The 20,791-nt window shown below is 28.4% G+C and carries 19 protein-coding genes; 6 read left to right on the top strand and 13 right to left on the bottom strand.

From position 1 onward, the window contains the following. Positions 1-25 precede the first annotated feature (25 nt). The 4 genes from METOK_RS06865 to METOK_RS06880 form a co-directional block, all read right to left on the bottom strand. Positions 26-307 carry a hypothetical protein gene (locus METOK_RS06865; RefSeq protein ID WP_048057934.1) on the bottom strand — a complete coding sequence of 94 codons (282 nt, stop codon included), beginning with the start codon at positions 305-307 and terminating at the stop codon, positions 26-28. Between the two features lie 97 nt (positions 308-404). Further along, a complete protein-coding gene (hmgA, locus tag METOK_RS06870) occupies positions 405-1,631 on the bottom strand; it encodes a hydroxymethylglutaryl-CoA reductase (NADPH) (RefSeq protein WP_013867496.1) in 1,227 nt (408 codons plus the stop codon). Positions 1,632-1,863: 232 nt separating this feature from the next. Next, the gene (tfrB, locus tag METOK_RS06875; RefSeq protein ID WP_013867497.1) at positions 1,864-3,378 is read right to left on the bottom strand and encodes a fumarate reductase (CoM/CoB) subunit TfrB; all 1,515 of its coding nucleotides are present in this window, start codon (positions 3,376-3,378) and stop codon (positions 1,864-1,866) included. Between the two features lie 138 nt (positions 3,379-3,516). Continuing rightward, positions 3,517-4,563: a calcium/sodium antiporter gene (locus METOK_RS06880; RefSeq protein WP_013867498.1), complete on the bottom strand. Its 1,047-nt coding sequence runs from the start codon at positions 4,561-4,563 to the stop codon at positions 3,517-3,519. A gap of 324 nt (positions 4,564-4,887) precedes the next feature. Here METOK_RS06880 and METOK_RS06885 point away from each other — a divergent pair, with 324 nt between their 5' ends. Both METOK_RS06885 and METOK_RS06890 read left to right on the top strand, forming a co-directional pair. Then, on the top strand, positions 4,888-6,435 hold the full coding sequence (locus METOK_RS06885; protein WP_013867499.1) for a 2-isopropylmalate synthase: 1,548 nt from the start codon (positions 4,888-4,890) through the stop codon (positions 6,433-6,435). 61 nt (positions 6,436-6,496) lie between these two features. Beyond that, on the top strand, positions 6,497-6,826 hold the full coding sequence (locus tag METOK_RS06890; RefSeq protein ID WP_048057936.1) for a NifB/NifX family molybdenum-iron cluster-binding protein: 330 nt from the start codon (positions 6,497-6,499) through the stop codon (positions 6,824-6,826). 22 nt (positions 6,827-6,848) lie between these two features. Here METOK_RS06890 and METOK_RS06895 read toward each other — a convergent pair whose 3' ends face one another. The 7 genes from METOK_RS06895 to METOK_RS06925 form a co-directional block, all read right to left on the bottom strand. After that, complete coding sequence (locus METOK_RS06895; RefSeq protein WP_013867501.1) at positions 6,849-8,507, bottom strand: DUF2341 domain-containing protein; 1,659 nt, start codon at positions 8,505-8,507, stop codon at positions 6,849-6,851. Positions 8,508-8,511: 4 nt separating this feature from the next. Beyond that, positions 8,512-9,054, bottom strand: a complete 543-nt coding sequence (locus tag METOK_RS06900) for a hypothetical protein (RefSeq protein ID WP_013867502.1) — start codon at positions 9,052-9,054, stop codon at positions 8,512-8,514. Beyond that, positions 9,051-10,946, bottom strand: a complete 1,896-nt coding sequence (locus METOK_RS06905; RefSeq protein WP_048057937.1) for a DUF2341 domain-containing protein — start codon at positions 10,944-10,946, stop codon at positions 9,051-9,053. Before METOK_RS06905 ends, METOK_RS06900 begins: the two co-directional genes overlap by 4 nt. A 108-nt stretch (positions 10,947-11,054) precedes the next feature. After that, positions 11,055-11,540 carry an archaeosortase D gene (artD, locus tag METOK_RS06910; protein ID WP_013867504.1) on the bottom strand — a complete coding sequence of 162 codons (486 nt, stop codon included), beginning with the start codon at positions 11,538-11,540 and terminating at the stop codon, positions 11,055-11,057. Then, the gene (locus METOK_RS06915; protein WP_013867505.1) at positions 11,530-11,757 is read right to left on the bottom strand and encodes a class III signal peptide domain-containing protein, archaeosortase D/PIP-CTERM system-associated; all 228 of its coding nucleotides are present in this window, start codon (positions 11,755-11,757) and stop codon (positions 11,530-11,532) included. Before METOK_RS06915 ends, artD begins: the two co-directional genes overlap by 11 nt. Beyond that, the gene (locus METOK_RS06920) at positions 11,754-14,795 is read right to left on the bottom strand and encodes a PIP-CTERM sorting domain-containing protein (protein WP_048057938.1); all 3,042 of its coding nucleotides are present in this window, start codon (positions 14,793-14,795) and stop codon (positions 11,754-11,756) included. The genes METOK_RS06915 and METOK_RS06920 overlap by 4 nt, the downstream gene beginning before the upstream one ends. 178 nt (positions 14,796-14,973) lie before the next feature. Then, entirely contained in the window at positions 14,974-15,411 is a 438-nt protein-coding gene (locus METOK_RS06925) for a hypothetical protein (protein ID WP_013867507.1), read from the bottom strand. 453 nt (positions 15,412-15,864) lie between these two features. Between METOK_RS06925 and METOK_RS06930 the strand changes: the two genes are divergently transcribed. The 3 genes from METOK_RS06930 (at position 15,865) to METOK_RS06940 (ending at position 17,350) form a co-directional block, all read left to right on the top strand. Next, a complete protein-coding gene (locus tag METOK_RS06930; RefSeq protein WP_013867508.1) occupies positions 15,865-16,476 on the top strand; it encodes a tetratricopeptide repeat protein in 612 nt (203 codons plus the stop codon). A gap of 303 nt (positions 16,477-16,779) precedes the next feature. Further along, on the top strand, positions 16,780-16,992 hold the full coding sequence (locus METOK_RS06935) for a sulfurtransferase TusA family protein (protein WP_048057939.1): 213 nt from the start codon (positions 16,780-16,782) through the stop codon (positions 16,990-16,992). 13 nt (positions 16,993-17,005) lie between these two features. Further along, positions 17,006-17,350, top strand: a complete 345-nt coding sequence (locus METOK_RS06940) for a DsrE/DsrF/TusD sulfur relay family protein (protein WP_013867510.1) — start codon at positions 17,006-17,008, stop codon at positions 17,348-17,350. A gap of 50 nt (positions 17,351-17,400) precedes the next feature. On the opposite strand, the gene METOK_RS06945 is transcribed toward METOK_RS06940, so the two are convergent. Together METOK_RS06945 and METOK_RS06950 are read right to left on the bottom strand one after the other, a co-directional pair. Next, on the bottom strand, positions 17,401-18,168 hold the full coding sequence (locus tag METOK_RS06945; RefSeq protein WP_013867511.1) for a hypothetical protein: 768 nt from the start codon (positions 18,166-18,168) through the stop codon (positions 17,401-17,403). Between the two features lie 140 nt (positions 18,169-18,308). Further along, on the bottom strand, positions 18,309-19,088 hold the full coding sequence (locus METOK_RS06950) for an ATP-binding protein (RefSeq protein WP_013867512.1): 780 nt from the start codon (positions 19,086-19,088) through the stop codon (positions 18,309-18,311). 382 nt (positions 19,089-19,470) lie between these two features. On the opposite strand from METOK_RS06950, the gene spcS reads away from it, so the two are divergent. Beyond that, positions 19,471-20,781 carry an O-phosphoseryl-tRNA(Sec) selenium transferase gene (gene spcS, locus METOK_RS06955; RefSeq protein ID WP_013867513.1) on the top strand — a complete coding sequence of 437 codons (1,311 nt, stop codon included), beginning with the start codon at positions 19,471-19,473 and terminating at the stop codon, positions 20,779-20,781. Positions 20,782-20,791 lie beyond the last annotated feature (10 nt).

Below are 20,791 nucleotides of genomic sequence, written 5' to 3' on the forward strand. Positions count from 1 at the left end.
TATCACATTATAATTTATTTATAATCTATAACCTATTATTAATACTGGCAACGCTTTTCCATTTCTTCTCATATTCATCCATAAATATTAAAGTTTTTTCAACTTCTATTGCACATATATTCTTAAAGTTTATTATTGCAAATTTTTTTTCATTTTCATTAAAAAGCAGCATACCATGTCCCTTGCCTGTCTCAAAAAATTTTAGATATTTATCTTTAAGCTTTACCACCGCATCAAAATCAAAGTCTCCTTCCAATACACTACCTGGGTAATGTATTTTAACATGCAATACTGGCTTTTTCACAATATCACCATATCGTGTAATATTATAAAATTATTATAATATGCATTTAAATAGATTTAAACAGATTTATTTAATTATGTTATCCATTATCTATTATATTTTACCTTCCGAGCTCCGAATGAGCCTTTGCCAAATGACCTGCTGCAAGAGCTCCCATAAGTGATAACTCCCCTGCTAAAACTGCTCCACCTACTATTTCAGCAAATTTAAGTGCCTTATCTCCACCTCTACAACCAATCATCTCCAAACATTCTTTCTGAGTTTCTACTCTTGTTCCTCCTCCAACAGTCCCAATAGGAACATCTGGAAGTGTAACAGAGAAATAAAGGCCGTCATCAACACACTCTGCAACTGTTATCCCCATACTTCCCTCAACAATATGGGCTTCATCCTGACCTGTTGCAAGAAACAGAGCTCCTATTATATTTGCATAATGAGCGTTAAATCCCATTGAGTTGCTTATGGCAGAACCTATAAAGTTTTTATACATATTTACCTGTTCTATTGCCTTTGAAGTGGTTTTTAAGTATTTTTTTATTTCTTCCTCTTTTAAAAAGACCTCTGCAATTATTGTTTTTCCTCTACCTTCTATTAAATTTATTCCAGCAGGTTTTTTATCTGTGCAGACATTTCCACTTAATGCCACAGTATGAACTTTAATACTTCCATTCTCTTCCTTTTTCATTTCGTTTTCAATAAAATTACATGCCTTTTCTGTGGCTATGGTTACCATATTCATGCCCATAGCGTCCCCTGTCTTATAGGTAAATCTTGGATATACATATCTACCAACAATTATTATGGGATTGATAGATATTAATTTACCATGTTTTGTGGTGGTTTCGGCTACCTCTTTTATTTTTTGGAAGTTATTTTCAATCCATTCCTTTAATTTAATGGCATCGATAATGGAGTTGGTTTTGATTACCGGAGCTCTTGTCATCTTATCATCGACTACTCTAACTGTGCATCCACCACATTTGGTAATAATTCCGCAACCCCTATTTACCGAAGCAACCAATGCCCCTTCTGTTGTTGCCAACGGTATATAATATTCCCCATTTGCATATTTTCCATTTATCTTTAAAGGTCCTGCAAAACCCAAAGGAATCTGCACTGCTCCAATCATATTTTCTATATTCTTTTCCATGGCTTCTTTTTCATTTATAGAGTATTTATCGATATGTTTAAATGCTGTATCTGTCAAAGATTCTATGTATTTTCTTCTTATCTCAACAGATTTTTTTGAATCAAACATATTGTCAAGTTGATAGGGTTTTATCTCCTTGTTTTTTAGTTTTTCTACGATTTTTGTTATATCTTCCATCATACCACTTCTTATATTTAGTTAAAATGATTTATTGAATATTGAGATATTACTTAATAAGTCAATAGCCTATAATATATTTTTAATCGATGTTTATTTTAAATATAATTAATTTTTCTATTTATTTTTAATTTTTATTTTATTTTATTTTTAATTTTTATTCGTTATTATAGATTTTTTACCCTTTTAATTTTTATTTTTTATTAATTTATCGTTATATATTTTTTATTCTTTAAATGACCTTATCAAGCAGTGAAGCTATATTCATAACCTTTATATCCTTTATATCCTTTATATCCTTTAAATTCTCTTTTTTAGCCTTTTCACTTTTTAATTTATTTAAACTATCTCTTATATGATATTCACAGAAAGGACATACTGTAATTACACAATCCGCATCAGTATCATAAATCATTTTAGCCTTTCTCTTACCTATTGCAGAAGCTACCTCAGGTTTTCCACTTCTAACGCCACCACCAGCACCACAGCATTGGTCAGGTATTTCCATCTCTATAAACTCTAAATTAGGCATATTTTTCAAAATATTTCGCGGTTCAAGGTATATGCCCTGTCCTCTTTTTAAATGACATGGGTCATGATATGTTACTTTTATATCTAATGGTTTGTATTCAATAAGTCCAACATTATTTAGGAGCTCTGTAATATCCATGACCTTAAAGTCCTTTTCCACATAATCGTTTTTCAATGTGCTTCCACATCCTGCACATATAGTAACCACTGCATCTACATCTAAATTATTAAATATGTTTAAATTATGCTTTTTTAACTTATGGGCAACATCTCTTTGACCAGTTCTTAAAAATGGAGAACCACAACAAACCTGATTTTTTGGAATTATTACAGAAATCCCATGGGCATTTAATACCCTTATAGCACTTTTCCCCACATCTTGAAGCCGATAATCAACCAAACACCCTGTAAAAAATGCCACCCTCATTTTTTCATTTTCTACAATATATTCCTCTTTTATATTTTTATCCTCCAATAATGGGGTTTTTTCTTTTACCACAGACCTATTGCCTTTTAAAACATTTTCTCTAACTGCTAAATGATTATTCAAATAATATCCATTTTTAAAGGATAATGCCCTTAATTTCTCTATGGCTTTATGGACAATATCTATCTCTTGCGGGCATACTTCAACGCACTTTCCACAGGTTGTGCAATTATATATATGTTCAAAATAGGCTTCTTTCTCCCTATCTCCCTTATCTCTTGGGTCAAATGCGAATCTTGCAAGCTGTCTCATAAATGTTGGTCCAGCATAATCTGAGAATTTCCTAGATGGACATATGGAAAGACAGCTCAAACAGTCTATACATCCTCTTACATTTTTTAAATCTTTTATGTCATTTGGGCATATGGATAGAAGCTCACCCTCTTTATCTTTTTCCTCTTCATCATACTGTAAATAGTTTCGTAAATTGTATAATTTTTTATAATACGATGACCTATCAACGATTAAATCCTTAATTACCTTAAAACCTCTTAATGGCTCTATTTTCATACCATCTTCGACCTTAGTTTTGCAGGCAAGTTTAGGTTCGTTATTTATAGTCATGGCACAGCTTCCACATTGACCTGCCCTGCATGATGCCCGATATTGTATATTTTTATTATATGTTTTGTTTATGTAATTTAAGGCATCTAAAACTGTTATATTTTCGGGAACCTCATACTCCTCAAATACTCCATTCCTACTTACTTTTATTTTTACTGTTTTCATAATTTCACATTTTTATTTTTATTATTTATTTTATTATTTTTATTATTTTATTTTTAATTTAATTATTCTCAGCTTATATTTATTTTATTAATTTTTATTTTATTAATTTTATTTATTTTTAGTAATTATTATTTTATTTTAAATAATGTTGGATAATTTTAGAATAAATAACATATAAATTAAAATGAGCGATAATCCTTCTATTCTGCCTATTTTTGAATACTTGAAATTTTTCATAATTTTTGTAATATTTGTCGTATTAGTTTTATTAATTCTATTTTTTACCATATCAATTATTAAATTTTTACTCATGTAGGCAACCATAAGAATAACGAGAATTAAATTTACCTCCATTTCAAATTTAACAGGTGGTATATAACATATCATTCCAGAAAATGCCAAAGCACATCCTATATTAGCCATGTTACTACCTATTACATTTCCAAGCACTATATCTCCAAGTTTTCTCCTAATGGCAGTAATTGAAACTACGAGCTCAGGTAAGGATGTTCCAAATGCAACTAAGGTAAATCCAATAATCTTATCGGATACTCCAAGAAATGTGGATATATCTTTTGCCCCATCGACAAATAATTCACTTCCAATAATTACAGCCAATAATCCTACAATAGTATATATTACTGCTGTGATTATAGACATTTTTTTAGAAGACTCCTCCTCAACATTTGGAGTTTCTCCATTTTTAATGGTATATAAGATATATCCCAAAAGCAGAACAAATAAAATCAATCCATCAACAAATCCAAAACCATTATATCCTATTATAAATAGTATAATTGTATATATCAAATAAATATAAGAATTTTTTAAAATTGAACTATGTTTAACTATTACAGGACTTATTAAAGCACTTATTCCAAGTATCAACCCAATATTTGCAATACAGCTTCCAAGAGAATTTCCAACTGCAATACCTGGTAAATGTGCATAGGATGCATAAACGCTTGTGATTATCTCAGGTAATGATGTTCCAAATGCAACTATGGTGGCACCAATAACGAAATCTGATACATTTAAATATTTTGCTATCCTCGAGCTCCCAAGAACAAACCAATCGCTTCCATAGTTTAATAACAGCAATCCCATTAAAAGAATAAATATACTCAATAAAATTTCCACAATCTCACCAAATAAGAAAAACTTATAAAATAAGGTAAAAAACATAAATATGTTTTAATTTAATAATTAATTATTTATATCATTCTATCAGTTATTATTAATCATTCATTATATTGAGTATATTATTTTAATTATTATATTATAATTTATATTTATTTGATTATTTTAGTTAGTAATATTAGTAGTATTAATACTATTAAATACATAATTTAACTCAATATTTAACTTAATAATTTATTTTTTATAAGTATTAACTATTTATTTCGTAATTATCAGAAAAATCATTAAAAATTATTAAATATTAAATATAAAATTATTTTAAGAAGCAATATATAACATATATTTATTCAGTAAAAATTCGGTGAAATTATGGAGCCTTATTCTAAAACCAACAATATAATTAAAAATTCCATTAATAATCTAAACCTACCAAAAAATGTCAAGATTTTTGATACTACGCTAAGAGATGGAGAACAAACACCCGGAGTATCCTTAACCCCAGATGAAAAGGTAGAAATTGCTATAAACCTAAATAATATAGGCGTAGATATTATAGAAGCAGGATTTCCTATCTCATCCCATGGAGAGCAGGAAGCCATTAAAAAAATAACATCACTAAATATGAATGCAGAAATTTGCGGTCTTGCAAGGGCTGTTAAAAAAGATATAGATGTTGCAATAGACTGCGGTGTTGATAGCATACATACATTTATAGCAACATCCCCACTCCATAGGGAATATAAATTAAAGATGAGCAAAGAAGAGATAATAAATAGAGCAGTAGATGCCATAGAATATATAAAAGAACATGGATTAAAAGTAGAATTCTCAGCAGAGGATGCCACAAGGACGGAAATTGATTATCTGATAGAAGTTTATAAAAACGCAGAAGATGCAGGTGCTGACAGAATAAATGTTCCAGATACTGTTGGAGTGATGATTCCAAGAGCAATGACATATTTAATAAGCCAGTTAAAAAAGGAAATCTCCATTCCTATTTCAGTTCATTGCCATAACGATTTTGGTCTTGCAGTGGCAAATTCATTGGGTGCAGTTGAAGGCGGAGCTCAGCAGGTGCATTGCACAGTAAATGGATTAGGTGAAAGGGCAGGAAATGCAGCTCTTGAAGAGGTAGTAATGTCATTAATGATGATTTATGGCATAGATACCAATATAAATACCGAAAAATTGACAGAAATATCAAATTTAGTGTCAAAACTTACAGGTATAAACACCCAGCCAAATAAGGCAGTTGTTGGAGAAAATTCATTTGCCCATGAAAGTGGAATACATGCCCACGGCGTGCTTGCCCATGCTCTCACTTATGAGCCAATACCTCCTGAAATTGTTGGTCAAAAAAGAAAAATCATACTTGGAAAACATACAGGAGCTCATGCTATCCAATCAAAGTTAAAGGAGCTCGGGTTGGAAGTTGGTAAAAATGTTTCAGAGGAGCAGTTTAAGGAAATTGTAAATCGAATAAAAGACATTGGAGATAAAGGTAAGATGATTACCGATGCCGATGTAATAGCAATTGTTGAGGATATTACAAAGAGAACCATAAAATCAAAAAGAACTGTTAATTTAGAACAAATAGCAGTAATGACAGGAAATAAGCTAATTCCTACGGCAAGTGTAGAATTAATAATAAACAATGAAAGATATATTACTTCAAAGGTTGGAGTAGGACCAGTAGATGCTGCATTAAAAGCCATTCAATCTGTGATAGGGGAGAAAATAAAGATAAAAGAATACCATATAAATGCCATCACAGGTGGAACTGATGCCTTAGCAGAAGTAATTGTTAAATTAGAAGGCTATGGAAAAGAAATTACGGCAAAAGCAGCAAATGAAGACATAGTTAGGGCATCTGTTGAGGCAATAATTGATGGAATAAATAAAATAATGGACATGTAATAAAAAAAATTAAAATAATATAAATAAAAAGATGAAATCCCATAAGAAAGAAGGTGAAATTATGAAAATTGCAATACCTATGGAAAGCGATAAAGTATGTCCTCATTTTGGAAGAGCTCCGTATTTTTTAATTGCCAATATCGATAACGAGAAAAAAGAGATAATAAATACAAAAGTTGTAGAAAATGTCCCTTGCGATGGTCAAGGTCATGGTAAAGCCGTCAAAATTTTAATAGATGAAAAACCGGATGTAGTGATTTGTATAAATATGGGTGGGAATAGTATGGAGAATTTATCAAAAAGAGGTGTTGAAATATATACCTGTGAAACCGATGATGTGGATGAGTGTATAAAATTATATTTAGAAGGAAAATTGGAAAAATTAAATTAACAATAAATTAAATATTTTACTTTTATTCTGTTTCTATTTTTGGTTTATATCCAATAGTACCCCACGAATCTGTGGCATTTGTTAATATGCCTATTATGGAGTAATTTCCTCCATCTGTACTATTATCAAGTGTATATTGAGTAGGGTCTCCATAATATATAGTGCCAGTGAAGGTTTTTGGTTTCTCTTCTTTATAGGTGGGGTTTGTATTTTCATTTCCTATTGTTGTTTTAATATTTTCATCAGATATATTTCTTAAAAATATCCAATCTATTGAAACTGTTGCATTACTATTGGTAAATGTATTTATTGAAATTGGACGATTGTTTTTATCGATAATTAAATTTAATGGAGGGGGGAGTAATGATGAAGAGAATGATTTATTATATTCAACAGATAAATTGCCATCCATTATTGAAAAATTAACTTCTTTATCCATTCTATCTATGTCATAGATATAAAATTTATTTAAATAATTTTCTCCATTAGTTACATAATCTCCACTAAAAACATTAGTCATATTATTAATTCTCATATACAACCATCTAGAATCCCACTCATAGCAATCCCATCCTACACCATCAGTGTCAGATTTATTTTCAAAGAATCCAACAGCCTGAGCATGCACCGGTGTGAAATTTCCTTTAAACATTAGCTCATATCCTGGTCCGTATGTTTTATTAGTCCAAACGCTTGAACCAAGACCTTGAACAATCAATTTACCATCCTCAATATAATAGGCTCCACTAACATTCCATATATCCCTGTTTATCCTATTATTGTTGAAATCATCAAATAATATGAATGTATTTTCTGGATTTTGTCTATCTACTTTTGTAGTTGAATTATACAATAATTTAATATATCCTTGTCCATTGTTATAGTTATAGATTTGATTTTTATTACATCTTATCCATATTATCGACATATTACTATTACCATTTTTCCACATATAAACCCAATAAGGCAGTAGAACATTCCACTTATTACTTGTAGAATTCCATCCAATTATTCGTATTTCTCTCGGTGATGAAGAGTTATACATGTGACTATAATTAAAATTAGAGTTGTTTAATATAATACAAAATGTATGATTGTTATTATTATTATCATTTGGAAAATTATCTATATTTATTTCTCTTTCATTATGCCAAGTATAATAAAAATGATTTTTATAAACATAAGGGTCTGGAATTTTGGATAATTTAATATTCTTATTTACCTCTATATTTTTATGAGATAATATAGATACATTATTTACTTCTTTTGTGTAATATAAATTAACATTACCCTTTATATTAACAACAAGTGGGTTATTGGTGTGTGTTATACTGATATTTCCAACAGATAATGTAATATTTCTATTATTTAATTTAGATAATGAATTGTTTAATTTATATGATATATTGTTTTCAATGGATTCTTTTGCATTGGATGCATTATTATAAAATGGAATATCTCCATTCATAATAGAATAAGAAATATTTACAAATACATCATTTACTATCTTGTCCAAATTCCTATTTGCAGCAGTTTCTATGTTATTTGTGTATAATGCTATTTTCTTAATTTCTATTGAATTTTCAACATCGTTGGTTTTTATATTTACTGTTTGGTAAAATATCGTAGAGGTTAAAAATACCAATAAAACCAATACTATCGAATTTTGTGAGAAATACATATAATCATCCTCTAATATATAATTTAACAGTTGATATGCCTGTATTTCTTGAATAATATACTGGCATGTGAAGTTTATATTGGGTGTATGGCTGTGCATGTATGGCATCACTATAATCGATATATCGCTCATTTGAAATATGGATATTATTTTCATCTCCATAAATCACATACCAACCCTCACTTCTATTTAATGTTAAGGTGGCAATCACATAACAAGAGGAGCTCCCATTGAAATTTTTACTTAATATCGTGTTATTATCGATTTGTAGTTTATAATTATTTAGATGTATTGATTCATTTAACAATTTAGCCGATTCATTTTTCAGAGCTCCGCTTCCATTGTCAAAATAATATAAAAGAACAGCGTCCTGTAATACCCCACTACTTGCAAGGTTGTCCATTGTAGATACTGCCTTATCAAACTGGTATTCATTTTTAACGGCATCTACATATACATTATTATGCTCTACCACCGATACAGACCAATACCCCATACCGATTATAAGAATAATAGTTCCAATCACCAAATCACTATCAAATATCATTTTACCACCACTATTGAAATATTTCTTGGTGAAAATGTAATGGTTTGAAATTGTCCTCCGTTGCCATTTCCTAAATTAAATTCTATGGGGTAATCTGAATGGAGTATTCTTATTTCATTTAATCCATCATTTAATTCATTTTTTACATCATCATAGGATGTAAATGTAGTTTTCATATTTTTACTAAATACCTTGCCATTTATAGAAAATACAACAGGAGCTCCATATGATAATACTGGTTCCTCAGAAATATAAGGTCTAACAAATACCCAATCTATGTCAATATATCCATTTTTTTCATTTTCAGGTGGCGTATATCCACCCGTTGAAGTGTCATATCTTCTAGCTACAAAGGAAATAGGCATATCTCCATCATATATGTAGGCATTTCTTTGATAGATATTATTTTCACTATCGTTAATTATTAAATTTACACTATTCATCCCATCCCTTTGGATTTCATAGGCATTCCAATTATCGTACAAACTCATAGGAAGTATGCTATAATCTATATCATTATCGTTATCTTTTGATGATTCAAATCTTAAATGGTCACCACCCCAGTGGTAATTTGAAATTATTTGTCTATTATAATCATTATTATTACCATAATAAAAACCAGCCCACTCATCATATTTTTTATGGAATTTCACATGGAATTTCACTGCATAGATACTACCATATTTATCCTTAGAATATATTCTTATCCAGTCATTAGCACCAGTATAGGCACTATAATTTAATCTTAAATAGGTATAGTTTATACCATTGGGGTATGTGCCATTTTTAAACAAATTCCAGTTGTTTCTAAAATTATTTTCATTGAAATTTTTGTTCCATTTATTTGTATCTATATGTCCGGAAGAAAAATTATCAAAAAATTCAAAAGTATTTTCTCCATTACTTTCAGATTCTGCATTTGGATTTCCATAAAGCATATATATTATAGTATGTTCATTTGGAATTAAATCCATTTTAACCCATGCTATGGTATGATGGGTATTTATTGTTTGAGGTTCAATCCAATAATTTAGGGAATTTCCGTTTTCATCTAAAAATCTAACATCTTTACAATATTTATTCATTTCTCCATCATTTATGTATGTTTGAGAATCGAATACTACCTTTACATCATAATAACCGTTTTGATTAAAACTATGCACATTTATTGGAGAGGCATATTTCCAGTCTGCATAAGCTCTAAATCTGTTTCTGTTGTTGGTCAAAATTCTCGCAGAGAAATCTTTATTCACCCCCGATATGTAGAAATAAATGATATCCCCATTGGAACCATAGGCCTTATAACCATTTGGATATTGCGAATTATTATCCATTGTAATTAATGGAATATAAACTACATCGTGGAATACAGTAATATCTCTCCCTTCAACCCTTTTATTAAGGTTATTTATCGAATTTTTAGTTTTTATTTTATCAGCCACATTTGTATAACATGTAATGTTTGATTTGTCAAAAGTAATGTTGAGGATATAATTGTTGTTTGTGATATTGGCACTTGAATTATACAATTCCTCATCATATTTATTGGGATATATTATAAAATACATTTTTTTATCAGCATCTGAAAAATTGTGGTATATATCAAAAGTTTTAAGATTGTTATTTCTTAAACTATCCACAATGTGTTCTTTAAAATTGCCACTGTTGTTGTAAAAATCCCCTGGAAATGAATATTTTTTTAAATAATAATCTTTTAACAATAATGAATTATGTGCCTCATCTATATCTTTTTTAGTTTCGAGTGCAGTTAAAAAGTTGTGGGTATATGCCATACTACCAATATAAAAAACCATGACAAATATAATAGATACTATTATAGCTTCATAAGTAAAAATATATCCTTTTTTAGATTTAATTTTTGATTTAAACATAATTTCACCAAATTTCCCCACAATAATGTCTTATATTTGTTTATTGAATTATTTATTTAATATATATGGGTTCCTATGTGTCCTTTATTTATTATGTATCATTTTATATTATTCATTTTTTAAATAATTTTTATTTTTATTATTAATTATCCCTATTTTTAATAATATTTTAACCCATATAAAATTTAAAATTAAAGCCACTGGAAATATTATAAAACTTATTATATCATGAATGGTAGTGTAATCCGCTAAATAAGAAGAATTTTTTAAAATAAATATTATTCTTAATATATTTGTAAGTGTTATAATAATTATTCCTACAATTGAATATATTAATTTATATTTAATGGGTGTTTTAGGAGTTCCAAATACATAAGCCAAAAATAATGACATTTCAAAAGAGCATGTGCAGGCAGGCATTATAGAAAATATATTTCCATTGTAAATAACATTGTTTTCAAAATATGGTGTCGTCAGTAAATAACCAACTATAACAGCTAATATCTTAGCAATTTCCATCTCAAAAGTTCTTAAAAAAAGATATGTTATAATTAATAATATTAAAAAATTTACTAAATATCTTTTATTTTCCATGGGTCGTGACCTCTTTTATTCCATCAACCTGTTTCATAACATTGTTATCGGCGGTGGTCGTGATTTCAGTGTTTGAATTTTCAGCAGTGGTTGATGAGGATTTCACATGTTTTAAATAATAAAATGAAGCAATTGAAGCTACTGCAACAGCAGCAGCCAATAATATAGCGAATTCTAATGATAATTGCCCCTTGTTTGAAAATATTTTTTTTATCATCTATACCACCTACCTATATAAGCTATTGTTATAATGGTAGTTATGAATAACAGTATATTTATTGGTAAAGGAATCGGTATGCTTCTTTTTATTCCCCCTACATTGATTGAAACAAATCTTATGGTTGAATCCTTATTTCCATCATTATCTACAATAGTTAATTTAACGGTATATGTTTTACTGTTATTATATTTGTGTGAAATTATTTTGTTAGTGGTGGTTGTATTAGTGCCATCTCCAAAATCCCATATATATTTTACAATTTTTCCATCTATATCATAAGATTTTGAAGCGTTAAATGTCACATTTGAGCCATTAACTGTAAAATCAAATATTGCTATTGGGGGATAACTTGTCATCCCTTCAATGAATATTGGTTTTTGCACTGTATCGCTTATGCCTACATTATTCCAAACTGTTAATGTTATGTAATAAGGTCCTTCTTTTGGGTAGATGTGGCTTGGATTTTGTTTATTTGATGAAGTTCCATCTCCAAAATCCCATGTCCATCTAACAATTTTTCCAGGTGTTGAGTTTGACTTATCTATAAAGTTTATCGTTGTATTAACCTTTAATGAAGAAGGATATCCGAAATCTGCTTTAACATAATATACAGTTAATATCTTTGATATTGAACTTGAAGCGTTTAATTCATCATGAACTGTAAGTGTAACGGTGTAATTTCCAGGGTTGTTGTATGTATGGGTTATTATAGGATTTGTTGTATTTGCATTAAATCCATCTCCAAAATCCCATGAATAATTTATACCACTTTCTTTGTCATATGATGACAAAGCATTAAATATTACTTGTTTATTAACTTTTGGATATGTTGGTGAATAGGTAAAATCAGCCACTGGTGGATTATTTATAACTTTAAATTCAACAATTGTGGAATTTTTACCTCCCATTCCATCCCAAATTGTTAGATTTGCAGTGTAATTTCCAGGTTTAAATTTGTGAGTTACTACTTTTAATTCATTTGATGAATAATTCCATACTATATTTCTTGAACTATTATAAACGGTTAAGTTAAATCCATATATTTTTGCCATTGGGGAGTTTTGGGGAATTGTATAATTGCCTATTTTATTTCCCTTATAATCATATTCTGGAATATTTCTATTTGCATCTGGGTCATGACTATTTAATGGATTAAAGGATACCATATCAATATAACTTGCAGGATTTGGATAAACATATAATTTTGCTACTGGATTTTTATTATCAATTATATACACAGTTTTTCCATTTTCACAACGTGCCACTTTCATATCTATGTGATATACACCTTCGGATGAGTAACTATGGTTGAGAGTATATGGGGAGTGATACGTTTTAATAGAAATAGAATTTCCATCTCCAAAATATATGTTGTGAATTTTATTTATATAATGTGCTGGTTCAACTATTGTGATATTTATTGGAAAGTTTGTTGGGGCTATTGTAGGATTGGCATAAATTTGAGGATAACTATTATAACCTCCAACACCTATTGGTGAAGGAATACCTACTTCGATATTTCCATATTCATCAACAATAAACACATGAGGATAGTAAAGACCTGAGTTTTTATATTTATGCGTTGGAGCTTTTTTAAAAGAAATTGTTCCATCTCCAAAGCTCCACATAATAAATATTGGATTATTTACTGGAGAGCAGTTAAATTTAACTTTTTTATTTACAGAAACCTCTGTGCGACTTGCAGTAGCCGTTATATCAATATAATATCCATCTTTCAATTTAACATCTGATTTATTTATTGGATTATCTGAATAATAGTATAAATCAACTGTATGATTTTCTTTATCATATTCATAATCATAACTTTTTTTATCATGTGTTTTTGATGGATGAAAATTGTATTTCGTATTTCCCACATCATCAACAACTATAAAATTCAAGGTATCCGATTTCCACCAGCTACCTTTTCCATAGCTCATCCAAAAGAATGGCCACATAAACGGAAATTTGTATTTATGGTAAGATGGATTAAATGAATTTTTATGAGCATAATTTGTTTCCTTTCCATCCCCAAAATCCCATTTCCACAATTTTCCCCAAGCTCCACTCATTTTAAATTTTATAGAATCATTCACATTATATGTCATTTTATATGGATTAACATATGTATTTCCTCTGTTATCGTTATGTTTGCCTGAACTATTATATACATAGGTATGAGCTTCTCCATTGTAGTGATTAGGCCCCATGACCCAATATATATACCCTCCCCTATGTCTTTTTACATGTATTCCCTCATCTAAATAACCAACCATAACCCTTCCATAATCATCAACAACTAAAACCCTTGGAAAATAAAATCCAGGTTTTGTATAGGTATGTGTTGGAGATTTTTCAAAGGAAAATGTTCCATCTCCAAAACTCCACATAGTAAATATTATATTTCTACTTACCGAATAACTAAATTTAACAGTGTCTCCTTCTACAATTTCAGTTTTATCAGCATTTACATTAACTTGTGTTGTATCTATACTTAATCCAGAAAATTCTTCATTCATTTTAATGTTTGAGAAGTATTTTATTATAACAGTATTATTTGAGCCGTTGTATAAAATATCCCAAGTAGTTTTAGAATTTGAAGGACTACCATTAAAAATATATTTTGTATTGGAGATGTCCCCCACTACAAGCCAGTTATAAGTCAATGCCTTAGAATATGCAGTATTATTTAGATATCCGCACCATGATACTGGATATGGAAATGGAATGTTATATTTATGTGTAACTATTTTATTAGAACCATAATCTGTTTCTGTTAAATCCCCAAAATCCCATTTTGTAAATCCGCTATTTATAATATTTTGGGATATGTTATCTTTTGCTAACGCTTTAAATGTTAAAGTATCATTTACGTTATATGCAATAATATAAGAGTTATAGTTATTTGTGTAGTTTGAGCTATTTGTTATATTCATAGTATCTGAGTGAATTGGAATTATATAACCATTTGATGACCATAGAAATCCTCCAATACCAAACAAAATAATTATCTGAATTATATATTTAGTATTCATAATTTCACCACTTATCATATAGAAAACATTGTGATTGGCACTAACTTTATACACATATACGTTGAAATTAAAATTTAAAATAAAATAACTAATCAACTTAGGGTATATTATTATTTTCTTGTTATATGCACTTCGTTTGATATGGGCTTCAGGTGTTGTATTATTTATTTGAGTGAATTTATTGAATTTGAATTGAAGTATTTTTTAAAATATAATATCTACTATTATCGTAAGTTATGTTTATGGTTTTATTTAGGTTTTTTCCCGATGATGATAGGATATCTCCTGTTATATTAACCCCCTTATCAGTAGGTATAAAAAATATAGTTCTTGTTGTATCTACAACAATGCTTTTATTGCCAAAATACAGAGTATATGATTTAAGACCTATTGGTTTTAATTCCATTGATATAGTTACATTTTTTGAATAACTTAGTAAGGCATAATTTTCAAAACTATCTGCAATTGAATAAAGCCTATCGGCTAATTCAGCATTTTTAAAACTTTTAGATGTATTAAACACATTGTAATATATTAATGTAGATATCAACAATAAAAACATAATTGCAAGAACTGCATCAATAGAAATTTGACCTTTTTTATAATAAAGTTTCATAATAATCACATATTATTTTAGTTTAAATAATGTGATAATTCCTTTATTTATTTTTTATTGCCTGTAATTATGATATTACTATAAAAATATTATATTATTAATTTTAGTTATTAGTTATCTAAATAAATAATAAAATTGGGTATAATTTAAATAATAATTAAATATCAATATATTATTAAATATTGCAATTATAATATATATAATAATATAGTTAAAGATGTATTAAACACATGAGCTCCTATTGATGATAATCTATTGATAAAATATATAATAAATGCGCTTTTTGTTATTTTCAAAAGTTAACCTTATATATAATTTATTAACAAAATATATTTATCATTAACAAAATATAATTTATTATTAATAACATCTAAACTATAAGTTTGGAATCTGAGGCATATAAAAGTCTCTTATTATTTTTATTTCCTATTTTAAATTAATGGATGTGATACCATGGGGTTTTTCAATACTATTAAAAAATTTTTTAATACGAAAAAAAAAGCTAAATCATGGATAATCAAAGGAATTGCTCTCGAAAAATTAGGGAAACACGAGGAAGCTATTAAATACTATGATAAAGCATTGGAAATATGCCCAAATTATGCTGAGTTATGGAAGCTTAAAGGAATTGCCCTTGAAAAATTGGGGAGATATAGAGAAGCCAGTGAATGTTACAACAAAGCATTGGAAATAAACCCGAATTATGCTAAATCATGGAAGCTTAAAGGAATTGCCCTTGAAAAAGTTGGTAGATATGAGGAAGCTATTAAATGCTACGATAAAGCATTGGAAATAAATCCAAACAATACTCTTGCCTGGAAGCTTAAAGGAATAGCTCTTGAAAAATTGGAAAAATACGAGGAAGCTATTATATGCTACGATAAAGCATTGGAAATAAACCCGAATTACACTAAAGTATTGAGGTTTAAAGGAAATGCTCTTGAAAAATTGGGGAGATATGAGGAGGCTATTAAATGCTACGATAAAGCGTTGAAAATAAACCCAAAGTATTTTCTAGCAAAAATTGATAAAAAAAGATTGGAAAAAATCATGAGTAATAAATAATTACTATATAGGATGAATAATTACTAAGTGAGCTCCTATAATATAAAGTAAATTAGGTAATATTAATTCACTACTATTTTAAAAACTGCATTTTTTAAAGTAACTATTAATCCAAATTTAAAATTTAAATTATATATTCTGTAATTTGGTATTAGATTAATTAATAATTGATAGTATATTAGATTAATTAATGAAAATATTTATATAACAAATTACTATACCATATTTTATTAATGTTTTTAGTTATATTTGAATAGTTAATATCTTAGAATGTTATTAAAAAATCTAATATATGGTGATAGGATGGAGCTCGATGTTAGTGGAACGGTATGCCCAATTCCAGTATTAAAAACAAAAAAGGCATTAGATTCCATAGATGATGGGGAAGAATTAACTGTAATAGGGAATTACAAACCAGCACTCGAAAATATAGCAAGGTTTGTTGAAGAACATGGACACACAGTTGTATCTACCGAAGAAACTGAAAAAGGATTTAAAATTGTAATTAAAAAATAAAAAGGTGATATTTTTGAAATTTACAGTAATAATTACAACAGCACCATACGGAAAAGAAAGGGCATATTCAGGTCTTAGGTTTGCATTGACCTCACTTTTAGAAGGTATTGATGTTAATATATTTCTTCTTGAAGATGGCGTTTATGTTGCAAAAACATCTCAAAATCCAGCAGAGGTTCCAAACTACTTAGAATACTTAAAAAACTGTATTGAAGCAGGAGCAGTTGTAAAGGCATGCGGTCCATGTAGTAAAGCAAGGGGGTTAAGTGAAGAAGACATACTTGATGGTGTGCAACTTGCTACAATGCATGATTTGGTGGCATTTGTAAAAGAAAGCGATAATGTTATTACATTTTAATAATACCTATATATCATTTAATTATTATTTATTTAGTTATTAATTTTTAATTATTTTAATTTATTTTTTTCATTTTTCTTTATATCGTTAATTATGACGGAAGATTCTGGATTAACGGGACAAGCCCTCATGTGTAATGAAAATAGATAAGGATAACTATCTTTTAAATGCATTAAATAGGATATCCATACAATAACCAATAATTTATATACTCTTAGTATATCATTCTTTAAATGTTCCAAATCACTTTTTGGAAGGTTTTCTAAATTTTTCCTTCTATGTAATTCATCCATTAAATGAAATACTGCCAATAACAATTCTGTAAATTCTTCATGTTCTAATAGTATTGGATTTTCCAATATTCTAATGAGAAAATCCCTATTATTTATTAATAAACTTTTTAAATCATATAAATTTATTTTTTCCATATCTATATCATAATTATAACTCATCAATGATTTTTTTAATAATTTATTTTTTTTATTATTCCAATCCGCAGATATTTTTAAATAATTGGACATATCTCCAATATCAGCTTTTAATATAATTTTTAACAATTCCTCCCCAATTCCGTTAAAAAAACATCCAAAAAGAATATATAATTTTTCTAATTTTTTCCTTTTTTCCTGATATTCCAATATCTTTTCAATAATTAAACTAATAAACAATACATCAATTGGTAAAAAGGCTAAATGCAATAGGAAATAACTAAATATATGTCCAAAATCTTTAAATATTAAAAAATGAAGCAAATATGTAAATATAGAAAGAAATAACAAGCAAATGGCTGTTATTAACATGTAAAACTTATTATCCATAATAACACCAAATATATGTCTAAGGTTTATATTCTATGATTAAAAAATATCCTGAATATATTATATTTTTTAATTTATTACATATTATATTTTCCTTATTTTTTACTTTTTATGTTATTTATGGTTATTTTAATGATTTATTATTTACTTTTAAATTCTACGATTTTATTGTATAATTTTTCAACTTCTTTCCCCACATTTGAGTCCAAACCAACAGGTTTTCCCACTAAATCAGATGATGAAACTTCTTCACTGTATGGGATATATCCAATTATAGGAATATTCACCTCTTTCTCAAATATTCTTGTGAATGTTTCTTTTTCATTGTTATTTTTTATTTTATTTACAACGGCATATAAATTTTTTATATTTATATCATTTGCAAGCTTCTTTATTCTCTTTGCAGTTAAAAGAGATTTTTTTGATGGTTCTACTACAACAATCATGATATCTACATTTTCTGTGGTTTTTCTTCCAAGATGTTCTATGCCTGCTTCCATATCCATTATAACTACTTCGTTTCTTTTTAATACAAGATGTCTTAAAAGTCGCCTTAACAACACCGAAGCAGGACATACACATCCCCCTCCGCCTTGTTCAATTGTTCCCATAACAAGTAGATGAATATTTCCATTTTCAGTTTTATAAGCGTATTTTTCAACAATATCATCTACTTTTGGATTAATCTTAAAAACTGCCCCGTATTCTCCAACTTTTGCTCCTGTTCTTTCTGCTATTAGTTCTTCCATTTTCGATAAGGGAACTATATCTTCATCAATCCCTAATGCACATGCAAGGTTCATATCAGGGTCTGCATCAACAGCTATAACTTTATATCCATTTTTTTCAAATAATCTTGCCAGTGATGATGATATAAATGTCTTCCCTACTCCGCCTTTTCCAGTAATCGCTATCTTCATATTATCGCCTAAGATTCTAAATAAATGATAATAAAAATAATAGTATTTGATTTTTAATATCTATTAATGCTTATATGGTTTAATAACCTACATAAATATAAAGGTATAATTTTATATGTAAATATATAATAAATATAATTAATAAATATAATAGGATATATACCATAATATAATGTAATTTGAAATATAATACAATGATATATATAAATAAATGCATAAATAAAATAAAGTAAGATGAAGACTAATATAGTAATTATATCTAAAATATAAACAATATAAACTAATAATTATTATACTTGGCATTAACATTGTTAAATATATGGTAAGATTTTATCGTAATAATATATACGATATAAATGCAATTATCCAAAAGTGATATATCATGTTTAATTTAAATATAAACGGCATGTTACCTAAAAATATGGAGGATAGGGGTAAATTAATACTGAGAGACAATTTAAAAGAAATTGAAGAGATATTAAACCACAGAACTATACCAAAAAATGGATTAGATGATGAAAAAATAAAAATATTCTTAAAATTACTGTCTCTTATGGATACTGATAAAGACCCAAAAGCTATAAGGATAGGAGAAAGGGAAGGTAGGATATCCTCAAAAATTCAGGAAGAACTTGTTTCTGGATTTTGCCATGGCGTTGGAAGAAGCGGAAATCTAATCGACCCTCAGCCTAAGGCCCCCGGAGCAAGTGTGATGTATAAATTGACAAATAATATTTTAAAAAGTTTTTTAAAGAATTTGGGATTGAATGTTTATTCAATAGCTACTCCTGTGGCTACTGGAATGTCAATAGCACTGTGTTTAAGTGCGGCAAGAAAAAAATACAATTCAAATGTAGCTATATATCCTTATGCAGCACATAAAAGTCCGATAAAAGCCGTATCTTTTGCAGGACTTAGAATGAGATTGGTTGAAACTAAGTTATATGAAGATGCTGTAAAGGTTGATGTTGGGGATATAGAAGATGCCATAAAAAAGGAAATAAAATCCAACAATAATCCATGTGTTTTAAGCACCCTTACATTTTTTCCCCCAAGAGAAAGTGATGATATTGAAGAAATAGCAAAAATTTGTGATGAGTATAATATTCCCCACATAATAAATGGAGCTTATGCCATTCAAAATAAATTTTATATAAATAAATTGAATAAAGCATTTAAATATAGGGTGGATGCAGTGGTGAGCTCATCCGATAAAAATTTACTTACCCCAATAGGCGGTGGGATAGTTTATTCAAAAAACAAAGAATTCTTAAATGAAGTATCATTCTGTTATCCAGGCAGAGCATGTGCAACACCAATTGTAACTATGTTGGTTTCAATGTTATCCTTGGGTTTAAACAAATATTTGGAGCTTATGAAAAAGCAGAAAGAAAGCAGAAAACTTCTGAATAATCTTTTAAAGGAATTAGCGGAAAAAACAAATAATAAAGTTTTAAATATTAAAAACCCCATATCATTAGGTATTACCGTAGGTTCAAACCCTGTGGAAATAGCAGGGAAATTATACAATCTAAGAATTACAGGTCCAAGGGGAATAATGTCCTCAGATAAATTTGGTAATTGTTATTTGGGCAATTATCCTTATAATTATGTTGTTATGAATGCAGCAATTGGTGTTAAAAATAAGGATATTATTGTTGCAGTTGAAAGATTAAAAAATGTCATATCATAAAAAATACTAA

This window comes from Methanothermococcus okinawensis IH1 (genome assembly GCF_000179575.2).
GTDB classification, from domain to species: Archaea; AGJL01; Methanococci; order Methanococcales; family Methanococcaceae; genus Methanofervidicoccus; species Methanofervidicoccus okinawensis.